The sequence below is a fragment of the Mesonia oceanica genome, from assembly GCF_902499555.1.
Lineage (GTDB): Bacteria > Bacteroidota > Bacteroidia > Flavobacteriales > Flavobacteriaceae > Mesonia > Mesonia oceanica.
The window spans coordinates 147,603-165,089 of record NZ_CABVMM010000005.1 but is presented as its reverse complement, the minus strand read 5'-3'; the positions used below and the strand labels follow the sequence as shown (position 1 = coordinate 165,089).

At 31.1% G+C, this 17,487-nt stretch carries 20 protein-coding genes and 1 pseudogene; 19 read left to right on the top strand and 2 right to left on the bottom strand.

Annotated features, from left to right (window positions below; translation table 11 throughout):
• The first annotated feature begins 19 nt into the window (after positions 1 to 19).
• The 18 genes and pseudogenes from FVB9532_RS07755 (at position 20) to FVB9532_RS07670 (ending at position 15,465) form a co-directional block, all read left to right on the top strand.
• Positions 20 to 931 carry a geranylgeranylglycerol-phosphate geranylgeranyltransferase gene (locus FVB9532_RS07755; protein ID WP_150544639.1) on the top strand — a complete coding sequence of 304 codons (912 nt, stop codon included), beginning with the start codon at positions 20 to 22 and terminating at the stop codon, positions 929 to 931.
• A gap of 7 nt (positions 932 to 938) precedes the next feature.
• The gene (locus tag FVB9532_RS07750; protein WP_150544638.1) at positions 939 to 1,520 is read left to right on the top strand and encodes a Maf family nucleotide pyrophosphatase; all 582 of its coding nucleotides are present in this window, start codon (positions 939 to 941) and stop codon (positions 1,518 to 1,520) included.
• 46 nt (positions 1,521 to 1,566) lie between these two features.
• On the top strand, positions 1,567 to 2,112 hold the full coding sequence (locus FVB9532_RS07745; protein ID WP_150544637.1) for a mechanosensitive ion channel domain-containing protein: 546 nt from the start codon (positions 1,567 to 1,569) through the stop codon (positions 2,110 to 2,112).
• 27 nt (positions 2,113 to 2,139) lie between these two features.
• Positions 2,140 to 2,541 carry a DoxX-like family protein gene (locus FVB9532_RS07740; RefSeq protein ID WP_317132290.1) on the top strand — a complete coding sequence of 134 codons (402 nt, stop codon included), beginning with the start codon at positions 2,140 to 2,142 and terminating at the stop codon, positions 2,539 to 2,541.
• Positions 2,538 to 3,272 (top strand): DUF2071 domain-containing protein, encoded by a 735-nt coding sequence (locus tag FVB9532_RS07735; RefSeq protein ID WP_150544636.1) that lies wholly within the window; start codon positions 2,538 to 2,540, stop codon positions 3,270 to 3,272. Before FVB9532_RS07740 ends, FVB9532_RS07735 begins: the two co-directional genes overlap by 4 nt.
• The gene (locus FVB9532_RS07730) at positions 3,239 to 4,018 is read left to right on the top strand and encodes a class I SAM-dependent methyltransferase (RefSeq protein WP_228482269.1); all 780 of its coding nucleotides are present in this window, start codon (positions 3,239 to 3,241) and stop codon (positions 4,016 to 4,018) included. Before FVB9532_RS07735 ends, FVB9532_RS07730 begins: the two co-directional genes overlap by 34 nt.
• A 5-nt stretch (positions 4,019 to 4,023) precedes the next feature.
• A complete protein-coding gene (locus FVB9532_RS07725; RefSeq protein WP_150544635.1) occupies positions 4,024 to 4,449 on the top strand; it encodes a hypothetical protein in 426 nt (141 codons plus the stop codon).
• A gap of 512 nt (positions 4,450 to 4,961) precedes the next feature.
• Positions 4,962 to 6,617 carry a phage tail family protein gene (locus FVB9532_RS07720; RefSeq protein ID WP_150544634.1) on the top strand — a complete coding sequence of 552 codons (1,656 nt, stop codon included), beginning with the start codon at positions 4,962 to 4,964 and terminating at the stop codon, positions 6,615 to 6,617.
• 6 nt (positions 6,618 to 6,623) lie between these two features.
• Positions 6,624 to 6,965, top strand: coding sequence for a hypothetical protein (locus FVB9532_RS07715; protein ID WP_150544633.1), 342 nt, complete (start codon positions 6,624 to 6,626; stop codon positions 6,963 to 6,965).
• Between the two features lie 158 nt (positions 6,966 to 7,123).
• Entirely contained in the window at positions 7,124 to 7,531 is a 408-nt protein-coding gene (locus tag FVB9532_RS07710) for a hypothetical protein (RefSeq protein ID WP_150544632.1), read from the top strand.
• A 31-nt stretch (positions 7,532 to 7,562) separates the two neighbouring features.
• Entirely contained in the window at positions 7,563 to 7,898 is a 336-nt protein-coding gene (locus tag FVB9532_RS07705) for a hypothetical protein (RefSeq protein ID WP_150544631.1), read from the top strand.
• Positions 7,899 to 8,205: 307 nt separating this feature from the next.
• Entirely contained in the window at positions 8,206 to 8,466 is a 261-nt protein-coding gene (locus tag FVB9532_RS07700; protein ID WP_150544630.1) for a hypothetical protein, read from the top strand.
• Between the two features lie 315 nt (positions 8,467 to 8,781).
• The gene (locus tag FVB9532_RS07695) at positions 8,782 to 9,243 is read left to right on the top strand and encodes a YrhA family protein (protein WP_150544629.1); all 462 of its coding nucleotides are present in this window, start codon (positions 8,782 to 8,784) and stop codon (positions 9,241 to 9,243) included.
• A gap of 99 nt (positions 9,244 to 9,342) precedes the next feature.
• Positions 9,343 to 9,612: pseudogene (locus FVB9532_RS07690) on the top strand (zincin-like metallopeptidase toxin domain-containing protein); the annotation flags it as partial.
• A 34-nt stretch (positions 9,613 to 9,646) separates the two neighbouring features.
• Positions 9,647 to 9,934 carry a hypothetical protein gene (locus FVB9532_RS07685; protein WP_150544627.1) on the top strand — a complete coding sequence of 96 codons (288 nt, stop codon included), beginning with the start codon at positions 9,647 to 9,649 and terminating at the stop codon, positions 9,932 to 9,934.
• A gap of 141 nt (positions 9,935 to 10,075) precedes the next feature.
• A complete protein-coding gene (locus FVB9532_RS07680; protein ID WP_150544626.1) occupies positions 10,076 to 12,562 on the top strand; it encodes a PIG-L family deacetylase in 2,487 nt (828 codons plus the stop codon).
• 122 nt (positions 12,563 to 12,684) lie between these two features.
• Positions 12,685 to 14,370, top strand: coding sequence for a sodium:solute symporter family protein (locus FVB9532_RS07675; protein WP_150544625.1), 1,686 nt, complete (start codon positions 12,685 to 12,687; stop codon positions 14,368 to 14,370).
• A 117-nt stretch (positions 14,371 to 14,487) separates the two neighbouring features.
• Positions 14,488 to 15,465 (top strand): Gfo/Idh/MocA family protein, encoded by a 978-nt coding sequence (locus FVB9532_RS07670; protein WP_150544624.1) that lies wholly within the window; start codon positions 14,488 to 14,490, stop codon positions 15,463 to 15,465.
• A 52-nt stretch (positions 15,466 to 15,517) separates the two neighbouring features.
• On the opposite strand, the gene FVB9532_RS07665 is transcribed toward FVB9532_RS07670, so the two are convergent.
• Positions 15,518 to 16,363 carry a DUF2911 domain-containing protein gene (locus FVB9532_RS07665; protein WP_150544623.1) on the bottom strand — a complete coding sequence of 282 codons (846 nt, stop codon included), beginning with the start codon at positions 16,361 to 16,363 and terminating at the stop codon, positions 15,518 to 15,520.
• A 48-nt stretch (positions 16,364 to 16,411) separates the two neighbouring features.
• Complete coding sequence (locus FVB9532_RS07660; RefSeq protein WP_150544622.1) at positions 16,412 to 16,924, bottom strand: hypothetical protein; 513 nt, start codon at positions 16,922 to 16,924, stop codon at positions 16,412 to 16,414.
• A 99-nt stretch (positions 16,925 to 17,023) separates the two neighbouring features.
• Between FVB9532_RS07660 and FVB9532_RS07655 the strand changes: the two genes are divergently transcribed.
• Positions 17,024 to 17,485 carry an SRPBCC family protein gene (locus tag FVB9532_RS07655; protein WP_150544621.1) on the top strand — a complete coding sequence of 154 codons (462 nt, stop codon included), beginning with the start codon at positions 17,024 to 17,026 and terminating at the stop codon, positions 17,483 to 17,485.
• Positions 17,486 to 17,487 lie beyond the last annotated feature (2 nt).

The window sequence follows — 17,487 nt, the reverse complement described above, 5'->3', positions numbered from 1 at the left end:
TTAATTAAAAAGAAGAAAATTGAAATACCTCCAACTTATACGTTTTCCCAACTTGTTAATGATTATTTTTACGCAAGTACTCATCAAATACTTTTTATTTGAACCTTTTGGGATTGCCATCACTTTAAACGATTTCGGATTTGCTTTATTGGTCTTAGCTACAGTTTGCCTAGCGGCTGCCGGAAACGTTATCAATGATATTTTTGATGTAGAAGCCGATCTAATTAACAAACCCAACAAAGTTCTCATAGGTAAGAAAATTTCAGAGAAAGCAGCTTATAATCTATTTTTTGCGTTAAATATCCTTGGGGTTATCATAGGTTTTTACCTCTCAAATATGATTCAAAAACCATCATTTACCGCCATTTTTATTTTTACTTCAGCATTACTTTACCTTTACGCCAAGTCTTTAAAAAGTTATTTAGTCTTAGGAAACATTTTGATTAGTTTTTTAGTGGCAATGACTATTCTTATTGTTGGTTTATTCGATTTATTTCCGGCCATCACCCCAGAAAACAAAGCTTCCCAACAAACCATTTTTTCCATATTAATCGATTATGCCATTTTTGCTTTCCTCATCAATTGGATAAGGGAAATGGTAAAAGATCAGCAAGACATTAATGGCGATCATAAAGCCGGCATTAAAACGTTACCCATTGCCATTGGTCAAGATCGAACTAACAAGCTTATTTTCTTTAGTTGTCTATTGCCTTTAATGGCTGTTCTTTATTATTTATATCAATACTTGTATCACCATAGCTATTCCTTGATGTATGCTTTATTTTTAATTTTAGCTCCACTACTCTATTTTATGGTGAAGATCCTGTCTGCCAAATCAACTAAAGATTATGCAACTTTAAGTTTGCTGTTGAAATTAATTATGGTTTTCGGACTTATTTCGATTGGATTGTATCAATTTGTTCTTTTATAACTGAATTATGTTGAAGGAAAAACTCGCTTCTAAAAAAATAGTCTTAGCCTCAGCGTCTCCGAGAAGGCAACAGTTTTTAAAAGACCTGAATTTAGCATTTGAAATCCGATTAAAACCGGTTGAAGAAATTTATCCCAATGATTTAAAAGGAAGCGAGATCGCTCTTTTTCTAGCTGAATTAAAAGCCAAAGCTTTTGAAAATGATTTAGCTGATCATGAAATTTTAATCACGGGTGATACCATTGTTTGTATCGATAATCAAGCTTTAGGAAAACCAAAAGATAAAGCTGAAGCCACAGCCATGCTTCAAAACTTATCGGGAAGAACTCACGAAGTGATTTCTTCAGTTTGCTTAAAATCTACTGAAAAAACAACAACTTTCTACGATAAAACCACTGTTTACTTTAAAGAACTTTCTTCTGAAGAAATAGATTACTACATTAAAAATCATCAACCTTTTGATAAAGCCGGTGCCTACGGAATACAGGAATGGATTGGACAAATTGGTGTGCAAAAAATTGAAGGTTCTTATTTTACCGTGATGGGAATGCCCGTACATTTACTGTACGACGAATTATTGAAATTTTAATACACCACATTTACCAATCTTCTATATTTGTATTAAAAACGAATATATGCCAGAGCTTTTCGCTAAGTTTCAAAATGAATTTATCTATACGCTAGCAGCGCTTATTTTTCTTATTGTATTCCGGTTTATATTAACCACTGCAGCTAACCGGGTGGGAAAAAAATCTAATATCAATCTGGCACGCGTACAATTAATGGTGAGGTACATTAATTTCTTAGTATTCTTTCTAGCCATTTTTACATTATTATTAGTTTGGGGCGTTCAAGTAAGGGATGTGACTTTAGTTTTTTCTTCGGTATTTGCCGTGATCGGAGTTGGTCTTTTTGCTGTTTGGTCAATTCTTAGTAATATCACTTCCGGTGTGATTATGTTTTTCTCTTTTCCCTATAAAATTGGCGACGAAATCAAGATTCATGACAAAGATTTTCCCGTTATTGCCATTATTGAAGACATTAAAGCCTTCCAAATTCATCTAAGAACTTCTGAAGGCGAACTCATCACCTACCCTAATAACCTTATCCTACAAAAAGCTGTTTCCCTAGTTAAAAAAGATGCTTTTATCCATTCAGATGAAGGGAAAGATGCTTTGTAAATTTTCTTTTTTTATCTTTAAGCTGAAATAAAAAGAAGCAAAATTAAAATCCTTCATTATATATTAACTATTTTCATAGCACTAGTATGGCTTGTCAATGGTTTAGTGTGTAAAGTATTAAATTTTGTACCTCGACATACCGAAATTGTTTCCGAAATTCTAGGAAAAGATTACTCAAGGACATTAACCATATTAATTGGTGTTTCTGAAATTATAATGGCAATCTGGGTATTAACTCAATTCAAATCAAGACTAAATGCTATTATACAAATAGTAGTTATAGCAACCATGAATACCTTAGAATTTATTCTTGTTCCTGATTTACTATTATGGGGTAAATTCAATTCTCTATATGCATTTATTTTTATTGTACTGGTTTACTACAATGAATTTTTACTGAATGAAAAAATAAAAAAATCATCCAAATGAAGTTTTTAAAAAACCATCCATTCGCGGTTGACGCATTTTTTGAAAGTTCAGTAGTTTTAACCTTCGCGGTTCCAAAAGAGCAACTTCAACAAATGATCCCTGAATGTCTTGAACTAGACACCTTTCAGAATAAATGGGCTTTTATTGCAGTTGCAATGGTTCAAACAAAAAATTTACGTCCAAAAGGATTTCCTGAATTCATGGGGAATAATTTCTTTTTAATCGGATATAGAATATTTGTAAAGTATAAAAACAAAGAAGGAAAACGACTAAGAGGATTATACATTATTAAATCGGAAACCAATAAAAAGAAAATGGAATTCTTCGGTAATATTTTTACTCATTACAATTATACCACAACAGATATTTCTCTAACAAATAATAATAAATCAAGAACCATCGAGTCTAAAAAATCTGATTTTAAATTAGTTATTAATAACACAGACGAGGATATCGAATTACCAGAAGATTCACCTTTTAATGATTGGAAAGATGCTAGAAAATTTGCAGGACCATTACCTCATACTTTTACTTACAATAAAAATGAAAATAGTGTTTTAATAATATTAGGAGTTAGAAAAAACTGGAAGCCTAAACCTTTAGGCATTTTTAAATATCATTTTAGTTTTCTAGACTCATTAAAACTCAATGGTGTGGTGTTAGCCAATGCTTTTGAAATTAAAAATGTCCCTTATCAATGGGAAAAAGGCAGGTTAGAAAAATGGAAGTAAAACGAAGAAATTTTCAAGGTGTTTTAAATATTCTGAGCTTCAACAGGCACTTTTACATTATAGGTATTTTAGTGTGGATTGTTATACTTGTTGTTTTGTCCCTCTTTAAATTATCACCCGTTTGGTTTTGGATAATTAGTATTGCTTTCATTTATGGATTGCTTATGCCGCTAATTGTTTCAGCTTACGCATATGATTTTTCAGGGTACTATCATTTCAATTGGCTAAAACAACTTAATTTAATTGAAACAAAACCTCAGCAAATTGTAAATATCAATGCAGGTTTTGATGAAACAAGTTTTATCCTGGAAGGTAAGTTTCCAAACTCTGATTTACAGGTTTTTGATTTTTACGATAAAAAAAGACATACAGAACCTGCAATAGTTAGAGCAAGAAAAGTAAGTCTTGTTTATCCTAATACACAAGAAATCAATTCTTATAAAATCCCCTTAGAAAGTGAATCTACGGATATTGTTTTTTTACTTTCTTCAGTTCACGAAATTAGACAAGAAAAAGAAAGAATAGCATTTTTAAAAGAATGTAAGAGAATCTGTAAACCAAGCGGCAAAATTATAACTGTAGAACATTTGAGAGATTTACCGAACTTTTTAGCATTTTCAATAGGTTTTACTCATTTTTTCTCAAGGAAAACTTGGAAAAAAGCTTTCGATGAAGCAGGGTTTATTTCTTTTAAAGAAAGAAAATTCACTCCATTTATGTCAATTTTTGAATGCTCTAAAAAATAGTTATCATGCTAATTCATTTAAAAATAACAGGATTTTTATTTATTGTATTGTCGTTAATTCATTTATTCTTCCCCAAGTACTTTAATTGGAAAAATGAGCTGAAATCTTTAAGCTTAATCAATAGACAGATGATGACCATTCATACATTTTTTGTTGCATTAATTGTATTTTTAATGGGACTGCTCTGTCTTACTTCTGCAAATGAATTAATCACTACAGAACTTGGAAAAACCATAAGTTTAGGATTAGCTGTTTTTTGGAGTTTACGTTTATTTATTCAATTTTTTGGATACTCTAATGAATTATGGAAGGGAAAAACATTTGAAACTTTTATCCATATTCTATTCATAATTTTGTGGACGTATATAAGTACAATATTTTGGGTAAATTATTTTTTAATCAATCCTTCAACAAACAGTCTTCCTAGTTAAAAAAGATACTTTGTAATTATTTTTCAAATCGTCAGCCTGAACTTGATTAAGGATCATATCTAACAGTTTTAAATTTAAAAACTTATGAGAAGCTGAAAATAAATTCAGTATGACTCATATAGTTTTTTCATTCTTTAAAACATTTCCCTTACAATAAAATTTATTACACTTAGTCGTTAGCTAAAATAACCTTGATAAATGGGACAAAGAAAATTTATAAGGGAACGGAATTTTGAAAGCCCTTGCGGAAAGGAAAGCCTTTTTTATAATGTATATCTAGACCCGGAAGGTACTACATATCATATCCAAATGATGAAACGGATAAAGATGATAAATACACTTACAAAATCATACCATGTGATAGTGGTGTTGATGTTTTCAATAACTATAAATCATCAAAATATAAACCAACATCAAGGCACATTTTCATTTTTATAGAAAAGGAAGACATTTCAAAATCTAACTTTTTTGGTACGACTTGCAGAGTTAAGATGGGAGCCGAATGGAAACTATTGGCTAAAAAATTAGTTCAAAAAAGCCAAAAGGTTTCTGTAAACGATAATACAAATCTTGCACAAAATTTAAAAGAATTAGCTGAAGATATAGCATATCACAGTAGAGGTAAGGATACTCAAATAGACAAAAACGTATTATTAGATGCTTTTAATCTAGAACTGTCCAATGTTCTTACAGACGATAATCTTTTTCAAGAAATTTTTAGTTTAAACAACAAACTAGCAGAATGGATATATTCAGGTTCTGAAGTTATTGAAAAGTGGAAATTCACTGAAGAAAACTATGAATTTAAGCGTAAAAACTATAATCAGGAAATAGAAGTTTACAAACCTATAATTCCCGTACCTTTTGAAGTTGTAAAACAAGACTTTTCAAATAAAGAAACCAAAGTTGCTCAAAATACAGGCATTAATAATATTTTAAATTTTGTCAATAGTTTTGACTCTGTTCTTTTTAACGCACAAACACTTACGGCAGTTCTTACGCCAGCTAACCCAATTGATGATTTGGTTGTATTGGGTTTAAGGGCCTACTATCAAGAAAAACTACCCGATAGTATTAAAAGAATATTCGAAAAAATAAAATCGGTTGTCAATCAAATCAAAAACTTTATCAATGATGTTGTAAAAGAAAAAATCAATGAAAATGTAGCCTTGCTCAATGCATTTTTGTGTGGGCTAATCAATGGGTTAATTTCATTACTACAAATGGTTATTCTGTTATTAGGCTTTGTGATAGACAATATTCCGTTTTGGGAAGTAGAAAAGACGTCTTCAAGAGAAGCTATTGATGAAAGAGAAAAACAATTTGAATTTATTGAAGATGTTGTAGATATCATCACAGAAAATGCTTCAAGTCTCTTTACCGGTTTAATAAAAACCTTTATAAACTTACCAAGAGATTTTGTAAACCTTGTTAGGGATTTAACGGTACAGGTAAGAAAAAAATCACAATACTTTTGGGCATATATGATTGGCGCAATTGGTTTTGAGCTAATACTGGATGCTGTGATCGCCTTTTTTACCGGGGGCACTTCATTGGCCGTTTCCTTTGCCAATAAAATATCCAGAGCAACAGCAAAAGCAACACAAGCAGGTATAAAGCTGGCCAAACAAGTGGGAAAAAAAGTGATGACCTCTATAGACGATATTTACAAATTTCTCAAAAAAGAGTTTGAAGATTTAATTGAGGCGATTAAAGATGGAGAATTTGTAAAATGGATCAAGGAAAAAGTAACTAGATTATTAGATGAGAGTATAGGCAAGCTATCTCTTGTAGAAATAAGAACTATAGCAAAACAAGCTACTAAAAACCCAAATGCTAAAAAAGTAATGCTAGGCAAATATGTTAAAAACTCATCTAGATCATACAATATCAGAGCAGGTAATAACCATACATATTTTGAACTAGATGATATTGCTTGGGAAGAACTTTTTAATAAAGTAAATGGAAATAAAGATGAAATATTTAAGGTTAATAAAAAATTCATCGATAATGAATTAAAAATAAAAAAAGATATATTCTTTAGCCACAATCCTTTTGATAAGGAGTTTTTATATGGGTATTATAAAATGGAAATAGATTATCTTACAATAACTCTAAAATATAAAATCGTACAAGTTGAGGAAAACTTGTGGGTAACTATAAAATAAATAAAAATGGATATAAAAAAAGATAATAAATGGATAGCAGATTGTAAAAAGGCCACCACCACTATTATGTCTGAAATGAAAGAAAAACTACCTGATTTTAAATTAATTGATCAGGACTTGAAAAGAGGTACATCTTTCTATGTATTAATATATGGATTTAATGATCTTATTATTAAAATAGGAGGATATAGAGGAGATATAGAATTTGAACTTTACATAAATGATAATTTTATCAGTCTTAGGAATGAAGATGACAGGTTTTCGGAATTACATACTGCAAGTGAAAATAATTTTATAATAGCTATCAATCTAATTAAAAAATATTTAAAAGCAAATAATCATATCTAAACTCGTATTCTGATTCTTTGAAATTTTTATCCAAGCAATTATGAATTTCAACGAAGAACAAATAAAAGAAATAGCAATTAGCTTTCTAAAAAATTACAATATGAATATAATGAAGAAGATTTACTCATTTATTCAAAATTATTATTCATTAAAATAATATGAGTTTAAAAGAATTTAAAAAAAACTATATAGAATTTTTGGAGAATCTACCAAAATATTTAAAAAAGGCTAAAGAATTACTCAAAAAAGAATACATAGACTATTCTTATGATGAGATTGAAGAATTTATAAAACTTTATGCAGAGAATTATAAAAACCCTAACGGTATATCTTATTATGAACTAAGCAATGTATTATACGCTTATTTAGGGACTGCATTTGTGAATTATCAAGGAGGGAATTGGGAGTTAAGCGAAGTTAAAACAGATGAAGCCTATGGCACACCAACTATAGTAAATTGGGGTGGCAAAGACTATCCTTGGACTAGATGTAGCCCATTTGTGTGGAAATTGATAATTGAAGAAAATGGAAATCTTAGAAGACCTATACATAGAGTTTTTGCATAGTATGAATAAATCAATAAAGTAAAATATTATTATGAGTGATTTTGGAGCAATGATTATCTTTAGAAAAGCTAATAGTGAAAGCTTTACTGATGATGATAAAAACACTATTAAAAGCGCATTAAAGAAAGTTATTAATAAAGGAAATTATTCAAATCTCATCAAAGAAGGTAATTACTTAAATTTAAAGGGATGGGATAACGATAAGCTTTGTTCATTACTAACAGAGTACTATATAGACGAAAATTATGATGAAACAGTTGAATTTGCAAAAGAAGAGGATTTGGAAGATGCAAAGAACATTTCTAGGCAATTACAAAAAGAATTAGGTGATGTTTATGAAGTAATCGCATCTTTTGAAGAATGGTAAAATTGATAGAAGAAATTAAAAATAAAATAACCGAAATTAAAATTCTTGAGGAAAAGTATAATGAACCTATTTCTAAAAAAAATAGAACCTTTTAAAATTAATTTTAATTTTTTTTTAAATGAAGAAATTGACTTAGAATATCTAAACTTTTTAAAAATAAAGACCGTTGGACGAAAGCAGAATTAGAAGATGCCTTAGATTATATAAATAGAGAAAGAAAAAAAGTTGATTTACCATTATTAAATTTAGAATTATAATACATACTGAAAAAGAAATAAAAAATATTTTGAATAATCTGTATTCAGATTTGAATTCAGAACTTCTTGAGAAAAACATAGAAAAAGTATGGTTTGAAAAAGAGGATAAATTAATTCGTGGGGATAAAAAAGGTGAATTAGTACCAAATTGGATTGTTGCTATTGACTTTCCTTTATTTGAAACAACAGATTTCCTTACTATTTCAGATCAAACAGGCGAACCTTTGTATTTTCAAACGAAGCATAGAGTGTATGAAATCTTTAAAAATGAAGAAGGTAAATATTATTCAAAAATTGAAGAAACAGAATAAAGATGTATTAAAAAATTGCAAATAAAGCAAACTCAATTTGAATATTTACTAAAACACCTTTTTGTTCCCTTATTAAAATTAGTGATAATGATATTTTAAAATTAAGTGATAGATACATTCCGAAAGATTGAAATGTTCATCGTAAACTACCTTTAGATAACGGAGGCAATAATAATTTTAAAAATCTTATGCTTATTCAAAATGAGCCATACCATTATGCAATTACTGGATACCAAAAATATTAAAAGCAAAAGATGGAATTGAGATTGATTGGCCATTTTTTAATGGTTATTTGTATCCTTAAAATATAATATAATGAAAGATATAGAAATAAAAATTAATGAAATAAAAAACGAAAGAGAGGAATATAATCTAAAAATTCCCTTACCAATAAATGAAAAAAACATAGAAAACTTTAAAAAAAAATTTAAGGTATTTTTTGATTTGGAGGTTGACAAAGACTATCTCAGTTTTTTTAAAATTTGTAATGGATTAGAGGAGAATGGGTTCATAATCTTTTCATCAAATAATCATATCGTTAATAAAGTCTATTACGGAATCTTTGAGAACAATGAGTTTTTTCATGAACAAGATGAAGAGGATAAAAAATATATACTTTTTGCTACATCAGGTCAAGACTTATTTGTTTTTAACAAAGAAAAATCTCAATATCAATTATTAGACAGATATACTGGAGACGTTTATAATGAATATGAATCTTTTAATGACATGTTATTATATATATTAAAGTTAATGCTTAATGAAGAAGTAGCTTAAGCGTTTTCAATTTAATGAATGTCTCTAGGTTTGATTAATTAGAGCCTCCTTCTCCTATTCTACTACTGTTGTTTAAGTTAAGTTGGAGTATTTGACTCTAAGACCAAACAAATGTTGTTACCAAAAAACTCTACAGAAATAGTTGCTTTTCACAAATTGGCACACGTAAAACACTGGAAAAGCATTGGAAAAGAAGCCTATAAAAATATTTCAAAACTCGATAGGGAAATGAATGTTTGGGAGCAAATATTTAAAAATAGAGACCGTTGGACTAAAGCGGAATTAGAGGACGCTTTGAGATATATCAATGATATTAGAACAAACCCCAAATACGGATTTAATGAACTTCCACTAGATATAAAACTATAATTATGAATTCAACGAAGAACAAATAAAAACCATTTTGGATAAACTATATAATGATTTAAACTCATCATATGAACAATACGAGATAAATATTTATTTCCAAGAAGAAAGAGAAATTGCTAGGGGAGAAAATAAAGGTGAAAAGATTAATGCTTGGGTTGTCTCTCTTGAAGATAATTCTTTTTTCGATACGATAGACTTCCTTACTATTTCAGATGAAACAGGCGAACCTTTATATTTTCAAATGAAGCATAGAGTATATGAAATCTTTAAAAATGAAGAAGGTAAATATTATTTGAAAATTGAAGAAGCAGAATTAAATTGATTAAAAATGTACTATATGGAGTAAACTCAATCTCTATTCATTTTTAATATTTTTAAAGTACTATTTTTCATTCTTCAAAAACTTTCCTTTGCAGTGAAAGTTCTTATATTTGAGGGATTTCTAAAAAACGATGCATTCCAGATGAAAAAACTCATTCTGCTATTTTTATTTATTTCCTTTCAATTTACAAAAGCACAAACTCCTCAAAAATTAAACAGCTCAGAGATTTTTGAAAACATACAAAAATTGAACTTTCTAGGTTCGGTTTTATATTTGGCGGCACATCCTGACGATGAAAATACCCGACTTATTTCTTATTTCTCCAATAAACTCCATGCGAGAACAGCTTACCTTTCTTTAACCCGTGGCGATGGCGGTCAAAATTTAATTGGACCAGAAATCAGGGAATTACTTGGCGTCATTAGAACAGAAGAACTATTAGCCGCACGTAAAATTGATGGTGGTGAACAGTTTTTCACGAGAGCTAATGATTTTGGTTATTCTAAAACCCCTCAAGAAACCTTAGAAATCTGGAATGATGAAGAAGTGATGCGCGATGTTATTAAAACCATCCGTAAGTTTCAACCCGATGTTATTATTAATCGTTTTGACCATCGTACACCGGGAACAACGCACGGTCATCACACTACTTCTGCGATGTTAAGTGTAGAAGCTTTTGATGAGGCAGCCAATAAAAACGTCTATCCCGAGCAATTAGAAAATGTTACTACTTGGCAACCTAAGCGTCTTTTTTTTAACACTTCTTGGTGGTTTTATGGTAGTCAAGAAAAATTTGATGAAGCCGATAAATCTAACTTTTTAACCTACGATATCGGAACCTATTATCCTGTAAAAGGAATTTCAAATTCTGAAATTGCCTCGGTCAGTAGGAGTCAACATAAATCACAAGGCTTTGGTAACACCTCTGAACGAGGAAAATCTACCGAATACATTGAATTGATTAAAGGTTCTTATCCAGAGAATGGAAATATTTTTGAAGGCATCAACACCACTTGGTCACGTGTAAAAGGCGGAAAGAAAATCGGGAAGGTTTTAAAGGAAGTGGAAGAAAACTATGATTTTGAACATCCAGATAAAAGTCTGCCTCAACTCATGGAAGCCTACCAATTGATTCAAAAGTTAGACGACAAACATTGGAGGAAATTCAAAACTGAAGAAATTTCTGAAATTATTGCTGCTTGCGCAGGGTTATATTTAGAAGCCAACACTTCCACTGAATTTGCCACTAAAAATTCTACGATAGAGATTAATTTAGAAGCTACCAATAGAAGTTCGGCAACCATCCAACTAGAGGGAATTTCCTTTAGTAATATCAATAAAGAAATTGCGATCAATTCAGCATTAACCAATAATGATCCTTTTTATAAAAATATTTCAGCAGAAATTCCGAAGAACATCAATTATACCAATCCCTATTGGTTAAACGAACCTAGCAGTTTAGGAATGTACACGGTGACAGATAAATCGCTTATCGGTTTACCGGAAACCCCGGCTCCTATTCAAGCTGAATTTGTTTTGAAGATTGATGGTAAAAATATCAGCTTTAAAAGAGATTTAGTTTATAAAACTAACGACCCTGTAAAAGGGGAAGTTTTCAAACCTCTAGCCATTGTACCTGAAGTTTCGGTTGCTTTAGAAAATTCAACCTTAATTTTTAAAGACAATCAACCCAAGAAAGTTACTGTAAAAGTTACCGCTTACAAAAAAGATTTAGAAGGAAATCTTTCCTTAAATATTCCTGAAAATTGGCAGGTAAATCCAAAGAATTTCGAAATAAAATTTAAGCAGAAAGGAGCTTCACAAAGCTTTACTTTTACACTCACACCACCAGAAAATGATGAGGAAGCTTTTATAAATCCGGTTTTTACAGATGGAGATGAAACTTTCACACAAGAAGTAAATGTAATTAACTATGACCATATCCCACAACAAACCGTAATGCTTCCTGCAAAAACGAAAGTAATAAAACTAAACATTCAGAAAAAAGGAAACAATATTGCATACATTCAAGGTGCCGGCGATGTAGTTCCTGAAAGTTTACAGGCAATTGGTTATAATGTGGAAGTTATGGAAGCTTCAGAAATCACCTCAGCAAAACTCAAAAATTTTGATGCTGTTGTAATTGGAATCCGAGCTTATAACACGCAACAAGATTTGGTTTACAAACAACCTATTTTGTTTGATTATGTAGAAAACGGCGGAACGATGGTCGTACAGTACAACACTACTCGTGGATTGAAAACCCAAAATTTAGCTCCGTACTCAATTCACGTTTCCAGAGACCGCGTAACCGATGAATTCTCTAAAGTGAATTTTTTAGCTGAAAAACATCCTGTTTTAAATTCGCCTAACCAAATTACCCACAACGATTTTGATGGTTGGGTACAAGAACGCGGACTGTATTTCCCTGATGAATGGAGCGAGGAGTTTACGCCTATTTTGGGGATGAAAGATAAAGGCGAAGAAGAACTCAAAGGAAGTTTACTGATTGCTGAATACGGAAAAGGGTATTATGTTTATACGGGACTTAGCTTTTTTAGAGAATTTCCTGCCGGAGTTTCCGGAGCTTATAAATTGTTTGCTAATATTTTATCTCTCGGAAAATAATGCAAGAAAAACCTGAAAAATATCACTGGAAGAAATCCTACACTTGGTTATTGCTCGCCAATGCCATTTACGTGATTTTGTTTTTCTTTTTTATGAATTTATTTCTTTAAAAACCACTGTAAATGCACACTTTAGATATTATTGTTTTAGTAGCTACGCTCGCATTTATAGTAATTTTTGGTTATTACAAAACCCGCGGAAGTAAGAATGTAAACGATTTTTTAAAGGGTGGTAATGAAGCCCGTTGGTGGACGGTCGGTTTATCGGTAATGGCCACACAAGCTAGTGCTATTACCTTTCTTTCGGCACCAGGTCAGGCTTTTCATAGCGGGATGGGGTTTGTGCAATTTTATTTAGGTGTTCCCATTGCGATGGTGGTTATTTGTATGGTTTTTATACCTATTTATCATCGTCTAAAAGTATATACGGCTTATGAATATCTAGAAACCAGATTCGATTTAAAAACCAGAACCTTAACTGCTTTCCTGTTTTTAATTCAACGTAGTTTAGCTGCAGGGATTACCATTTTTGCCCCTTCCATTATTCTTTCGGCAGTTTTGGGTTGGGATTTACTTACTTTAAATATTCTTATCGGAAGTTTAGTCGTGATTTACACCGTTTCCGGTGGTACGAAAGCCGTAAGCGTTACCCAGAAACAACAGATGGGGGTTATTTTTCTAGGATTAATTATAGCATTTACACTCATCGTTAGTGATCTACCACAGAATATTACTTTTTCTAATGCTTTGGAAATTGCCGCAGCAAATGAAAAATTGAATGTGCTCGATTTCTCTTTTGATTGGAAAAATCGTTATACCTTTTGGAGTGGACTTATCGGCGGAACTTTCTTGGCCCTCTCCTATTTTGGAACCGATCAAAGTCAGGTGCAGCGTTACCTTTCTGCACGTTCCTTAAAGCAAAGCCAAATGGGACTTATTTTTAACGGATTCCTTAAAGTGCCAATGCAGTTTTTTATTCTACTGATTGGGGTGATGGTGTTTGTGTTTTATCAATTTAATGCCTCTCCGCTCAATTTTAATCCGGCTGCAGAAGAAGAAGTTTTAAAATCTGAATATTCCTATGAATACCAACAACTTCAACAAGAATTAGAAAGCAACCGAAAAGAAAAAGCGCTATTAAGTTATGAATTGGTGAATACTCAAGAAAAAGCTCCTATTCAACAACAAATTCAAAACTTCAATAAAAAGGAAAAAAAATTAAGAGAACAAGGGGCTAAACTAATTAAAAAAACGAATAAAGAACTGGAGACCAATGATAAAGATTACGTTTTTATTCATTTTATCCTGCATAATTTACCCAAAGGATTAATTGGTTTATTGTTGGCCGTAATTCTTTCGGCAGCGATGTCTTCCACCGCTTCTGAACTGAATTCATTGGCTTCTACCACCACAATGGATTTGTATAAACGAAATGTTTCTTCAGAAAAAAACGACAAACATTTTTTAAATGCTTCTCGCCTTTTCACCTTAATGTGGGGGATTTTTGCAGTGATTATTGCCTGTACGGCAGATCTATTCGATAACCTTATTCAACTTGTCAACATTATTGGTTCTATTTTTTACGGGAATGTACTAGGGATTTTCTTACTTGCCTTTTTTGTAAAATTCGTAAAAAGCAATTCTACTTTTATTGCAGCTATTATTACTCAAATTATTGTGATTATTGGCTGGTGGTTCGACTGGATGCCTTATTTGTGGTTAAACATGTTTGGTTGTGCCCTCGTCATGTCAATCGCTATTTTAATTGAATTTTCGGTTAATCAAAAATTAGAAACCAGCAGGGAATAGAATTATTATAAACCTGTATTTCCGACAGGCAAACTTGACACAGCATCTCATCTTACTATTATTTCTTAATTTAGTATTGGAATTGAAAAGTATTTCACTTCATCAAAATTAAATTGTATGAAAACTAACTATAACTGGGGAATTATTGGACTAGGTAAAATTGCTAGAAAATTTGCGATTGATCTACAAAGTATCAAAAATGCTAATCTAAAAGCTGTTGCCAGTCGATCGCTACAAAAAGCAGAAGCATTTGCTGAAGATTTTTATGCTGATAAATTCTATGGGAGCTATAGTGAGTTAATCAATGATCCAGATGTGGATATTGTTTATATTGCAACACCCCATGTTTTTCATAAAGATATAAGCATTGAATGCCTAAAAGCTAAGAAAGCAGTTTTATGTGAAAAAGCCTTCGGAATGAATACAACCGAAGTAGAAGAAATGATCGCCACTGCCAAAGCTGAAGATGTGTTTCTTATGGAAGCTTTATGGACGCATTTTGTACCTCATTATCAATATGTTTTAAAGCTTATAGAAAAAAAGAAATATGGTAAAATAAAATCATTAACGGCTGATTTTGGTTTTAAAGCCCCATACGATGAAAATAAGCGTTTATTTAATAAAGACTTAGGTGGTGGCAGTTTATTGGATATTGGTATTTATCCGGTTTTTGCTGCCATGACTTTAATTGGAATGCCTGATAAAATCGAAGCTGTTGCAAAAATGAGCGAAACAGGCGTAGATTCAAGATGTTCTATTACATTTAAATACAAAAATGGAGCTATAGCCAATTTAAAAAGTACATTCCTTAAACAAACTCCAACGGAATGTATTATTGAATTTGAAAAAGCTACGGTAAAACTTACCGAACGTTTTCACGAACCTCCAAGTACTGTTGAGATTACCCAAAAAAATAAAGAAAAAAAGGTAATTGAATTTCCTGTAGAGACTTTAGGTTATAACTATGAAGCAATTCATGTTCAAAAAATGCTAGCTCAAAAAAGAAAAGAGAGTACTGTTATGACTTTTGAAAAAAGCTTAAATCTTATTTCTTTACTTGACAAAATTCGGAAAGATATTGGATTGAGTTATTAAATAAAAAAGGTGCTTAAAAAAGCACCTTTTTTATTATCATTTAAAAATGAAATTACATAGCTCCCCACTCTTTTAGGGAATCTTCATTCATTTTTACATAATCGTCATTTCCTGCAGCCTTAGCAGCTTTTAAAGAAGCTTGAGCTGTTTTAATGGCGTCTTTCTTCTTTCCTAATTTAGCTTCAATCAAAGATTTTTTACGCAACATCCAAAATGCAGGACTATCTTCACTTTCAATGGCCTTATTCATCCATTGTAAAGCTTGATTAAGATCTTTGTCACTCATATAGTAATAATCTGCTGCAGAATAATAATCTCTTGCAGATGGGCCATCAAGGGTAGCTTCAATACTTTCCATAGCTTTAGCTTCTGTAGGAACTTCAAATTTTAAAGAAGTAACTACATCTGCCCAAAGAAAATTCAACATTGCCGAATCATTTGTTAATTCATCGATAACAATAGTGAATGTTTCCATATTAAAAGGCATATCACTTACATTAACCTTAGTAGATAAAGCTACTTCAGCATTATCCCATTGTTGAGGTAACCCCCAATTATCTGTTTTTTTATAAAACATTACTTCCCAATTATTTTCATGAGGAACCGTATAGATGGCATAGGTCCCTTTAGGAAGGGTTTCCCCATCAATCTTCACATCATCAGAAAAAGATATGGTAGTGTTTTCGTTAGCTCCTGTTCTCCATTTTTTATCAAACGGAACAAGGTCACCAAAAATCTCACGGCCACGCATAGAAGGCCTAGAATATTCTACGGTAACATCTGTTAATCCTACTTTTTGCCAAATTTTACCATGTGGACTTGCCTGAGGAGTTTCTACCTGCGCTTGTATAGATAATGCTGCAAGTACAAAAAGGAACAGTGAAATAGTTTTTTTCATAAATTTTGATTGTTTAAGGTTTTCTCAAAAATAATAAATGATACTTAATTATTGAGGTATTTTAAAACTTATATGTTTTATCTTTTGCTGGTCTAACTCTACCGTGAATGTAAAGTCTATCTCATCCTTAGTAATTTTTAACGTTCCGGTCTTTATAGGATAATAACCTGCTACATCCCGGCAAAAACAAAATTTACCAAAACTTATATTAAAATCCTTTAAATCGTTTCCACTATATTCCCCTTCTTCAATTTTATAGGGTAAAATAAAAAGTATTTTCTCTTGATAAAAATCGTCTGTAAGTTCTTTATTTTTAGTTTTACTATAAGTAAAAATAAAAAGCTTGGTTTCTGTATTTTCTTTAAAAACAGGATTAATCACTCCGCCTTTTCCCTTCTCTAGTTCATAGGTGAATTCATCTTTAACCTCTACCTTACATTTTCCTTCTTTGGGACAATCTGAAGACAACTTAAAAACTTGATCTTTTTCTAAGTTTACATATTGACTTTTACAACTCACTAAAAAAACAATACAAATAATAGTTAATAAGTGTCTTTTCATCCTCAATTTATAATTTATTCAAATATATAATTTTAAACTATAACTTTTGTTTAACTTATTTTTTTAAAAACTGAACAAAATATAGATTATTTTTCAGCTATGAAGATATATAAACTCCATAAAACCCAAAAACTTCCCATTACTAAAGAAAAGGCATGGGAGTTTCTTTCAGACCCTTCCAACTTATCAATCATCACTCCAGATTATATGGGATTCGATATTATAGATGGGGCCGATAGAAAAATGTACCAAGGACAGGTCATTCAGTATATAGTTACTCCGGTAGCAGGGATAAAAACAAAATGGGTCACCGAAATCACCCATGTAAAAGAAAACGAGTTTTTTGTAGATGAACAGCGATTTGGTCCCTATAAGCTATGGCACCACAAACATTTTATAAAAGAAATTAGTGATGGTATAGAGATGGAAGACATTATCCATTACAAACTTCCTTTTGGAATATTGGGTAGAATGGTACATCCTTTTTTAGTAAAAAATAAGCTAGAGGAAATTTTTAGTTATAGAAAAGAAAAGTTGGAAGAATTATTTGGAAAATATTAAGA

What these genes read in the sequence shown, in the direction of transcription:
- FVB9532_RS07715 (WP_150544633.1), top strand. Translation starts at nt 6,624, where the DNA reads ATGGATATAAAAAAAGATAATAAATGGATAGCAGATTGTAAAAAGGCC.
- FVB9532_RS07675 (WP_150544625.1), top strand. Translation starts at nt 12,685, where the DNA reads ATGCACACTTTAGATATTATTGTTTTAGTAGCTACGCTCGCATTTATA.
- FVB9532_RS07750 (WP_150544638.1), top strand. Translation starts at nt 939, where the DNA reads ATGTTGAAGGAAAAACTCGCTTCTAAAAAAATAGTCTTAGCCTCAGCG.
- FVB9532_RS07730 (WP_228482269.1), top strand. Translation starts at nt 3,239, where the DNA reads ATGGGAAAAAGGCAGGTTAGAAAAATGGAAGTAAAACGAAGAAATTTT.
- FVB9532_RS07695 (WP_150544629.1), top strand. Translation starts at nt 8,782, where the DNA reads ATGAAAGATATAGAAATAAAAATTAATGAAATAAAAAACGAAAGAGAG.
- FVB9532_RS07710 (WP_150544632.1), top strand. Translation starts at nt 7,124, where the DNA reads ATGAGTTTAAAAGAATTTAAAAAAAACTATATAGAATTTTTGGAGAAT.
- FVB9532_RS07735 (WP_150544636.1), top strand. Translation starts at nt 2,538, where the DNA reads ATGAAGTTTTTAAAAAACCATCCATTCGCGGTTGACGCATTTTTTGAA.
- FVB9532_RS07660 (WP_150544622.1), bottom strand. Translation starts at nt 16,924, where the DNA reads ATGAAAAGACACTTATTAACTATTATTTGTATTGTTTTTTTAGTGAGT.
- FVB9532_RS07745 (WP_150544637.1), top strand. Translation starts at nt 1,567, where the DNA reads ATGCCAGAGCTTTTCGCTAAGTTTCAAAATGAATTTATCTATACGCTA.
- FVB9532_RS07670 (WP_150544624.1), top strand. Translation starts at nt 14,488, where the DNA reads ATGAAAACTAACTATAACTGGGGAATTATTGGACTAGGTAAAATTGCT.
- FVB9532_RS07680 (WP_150544626.1), top strand. Translation starts at nt 10,076, where the DNA reads ATGAAAAAACTCATTCTGCTATTTTTATTTATTTCCTTTCAATTTACA.
- FVB9532_RS07665 (WP_150544623.1), bottom strand. Translation starts at nt 16,363, where the DNA reads ATGAAAAAAACTATTTCACTGTTCCTTTTTGTACTTGCAGCATTATCT.
- FVB9532_RS07705 (WP_150544631.1), top strand. Translation starts at nt 7,563, where the DNA reads ATGAGTGATTTTGGAGCAATGATTATCTTTAGAAAAGCTAATAGTGAA.
- FVB9532_RS07655 (WP_150544621.1), top strand. Translation starts at nt 17,024, where the DNA reads ATGAAGATATATAAACTCCATAAAACCCAAAAACTTCCCATTACTAAA.
- FVB9532_RS07725 (WP_150544635.1), top strand. Translation starts at nt 4,024, where the DNA reads ATGCTAATTCATTTAAAAATAACAGGATTTTTATTTATTGTATTGTCG.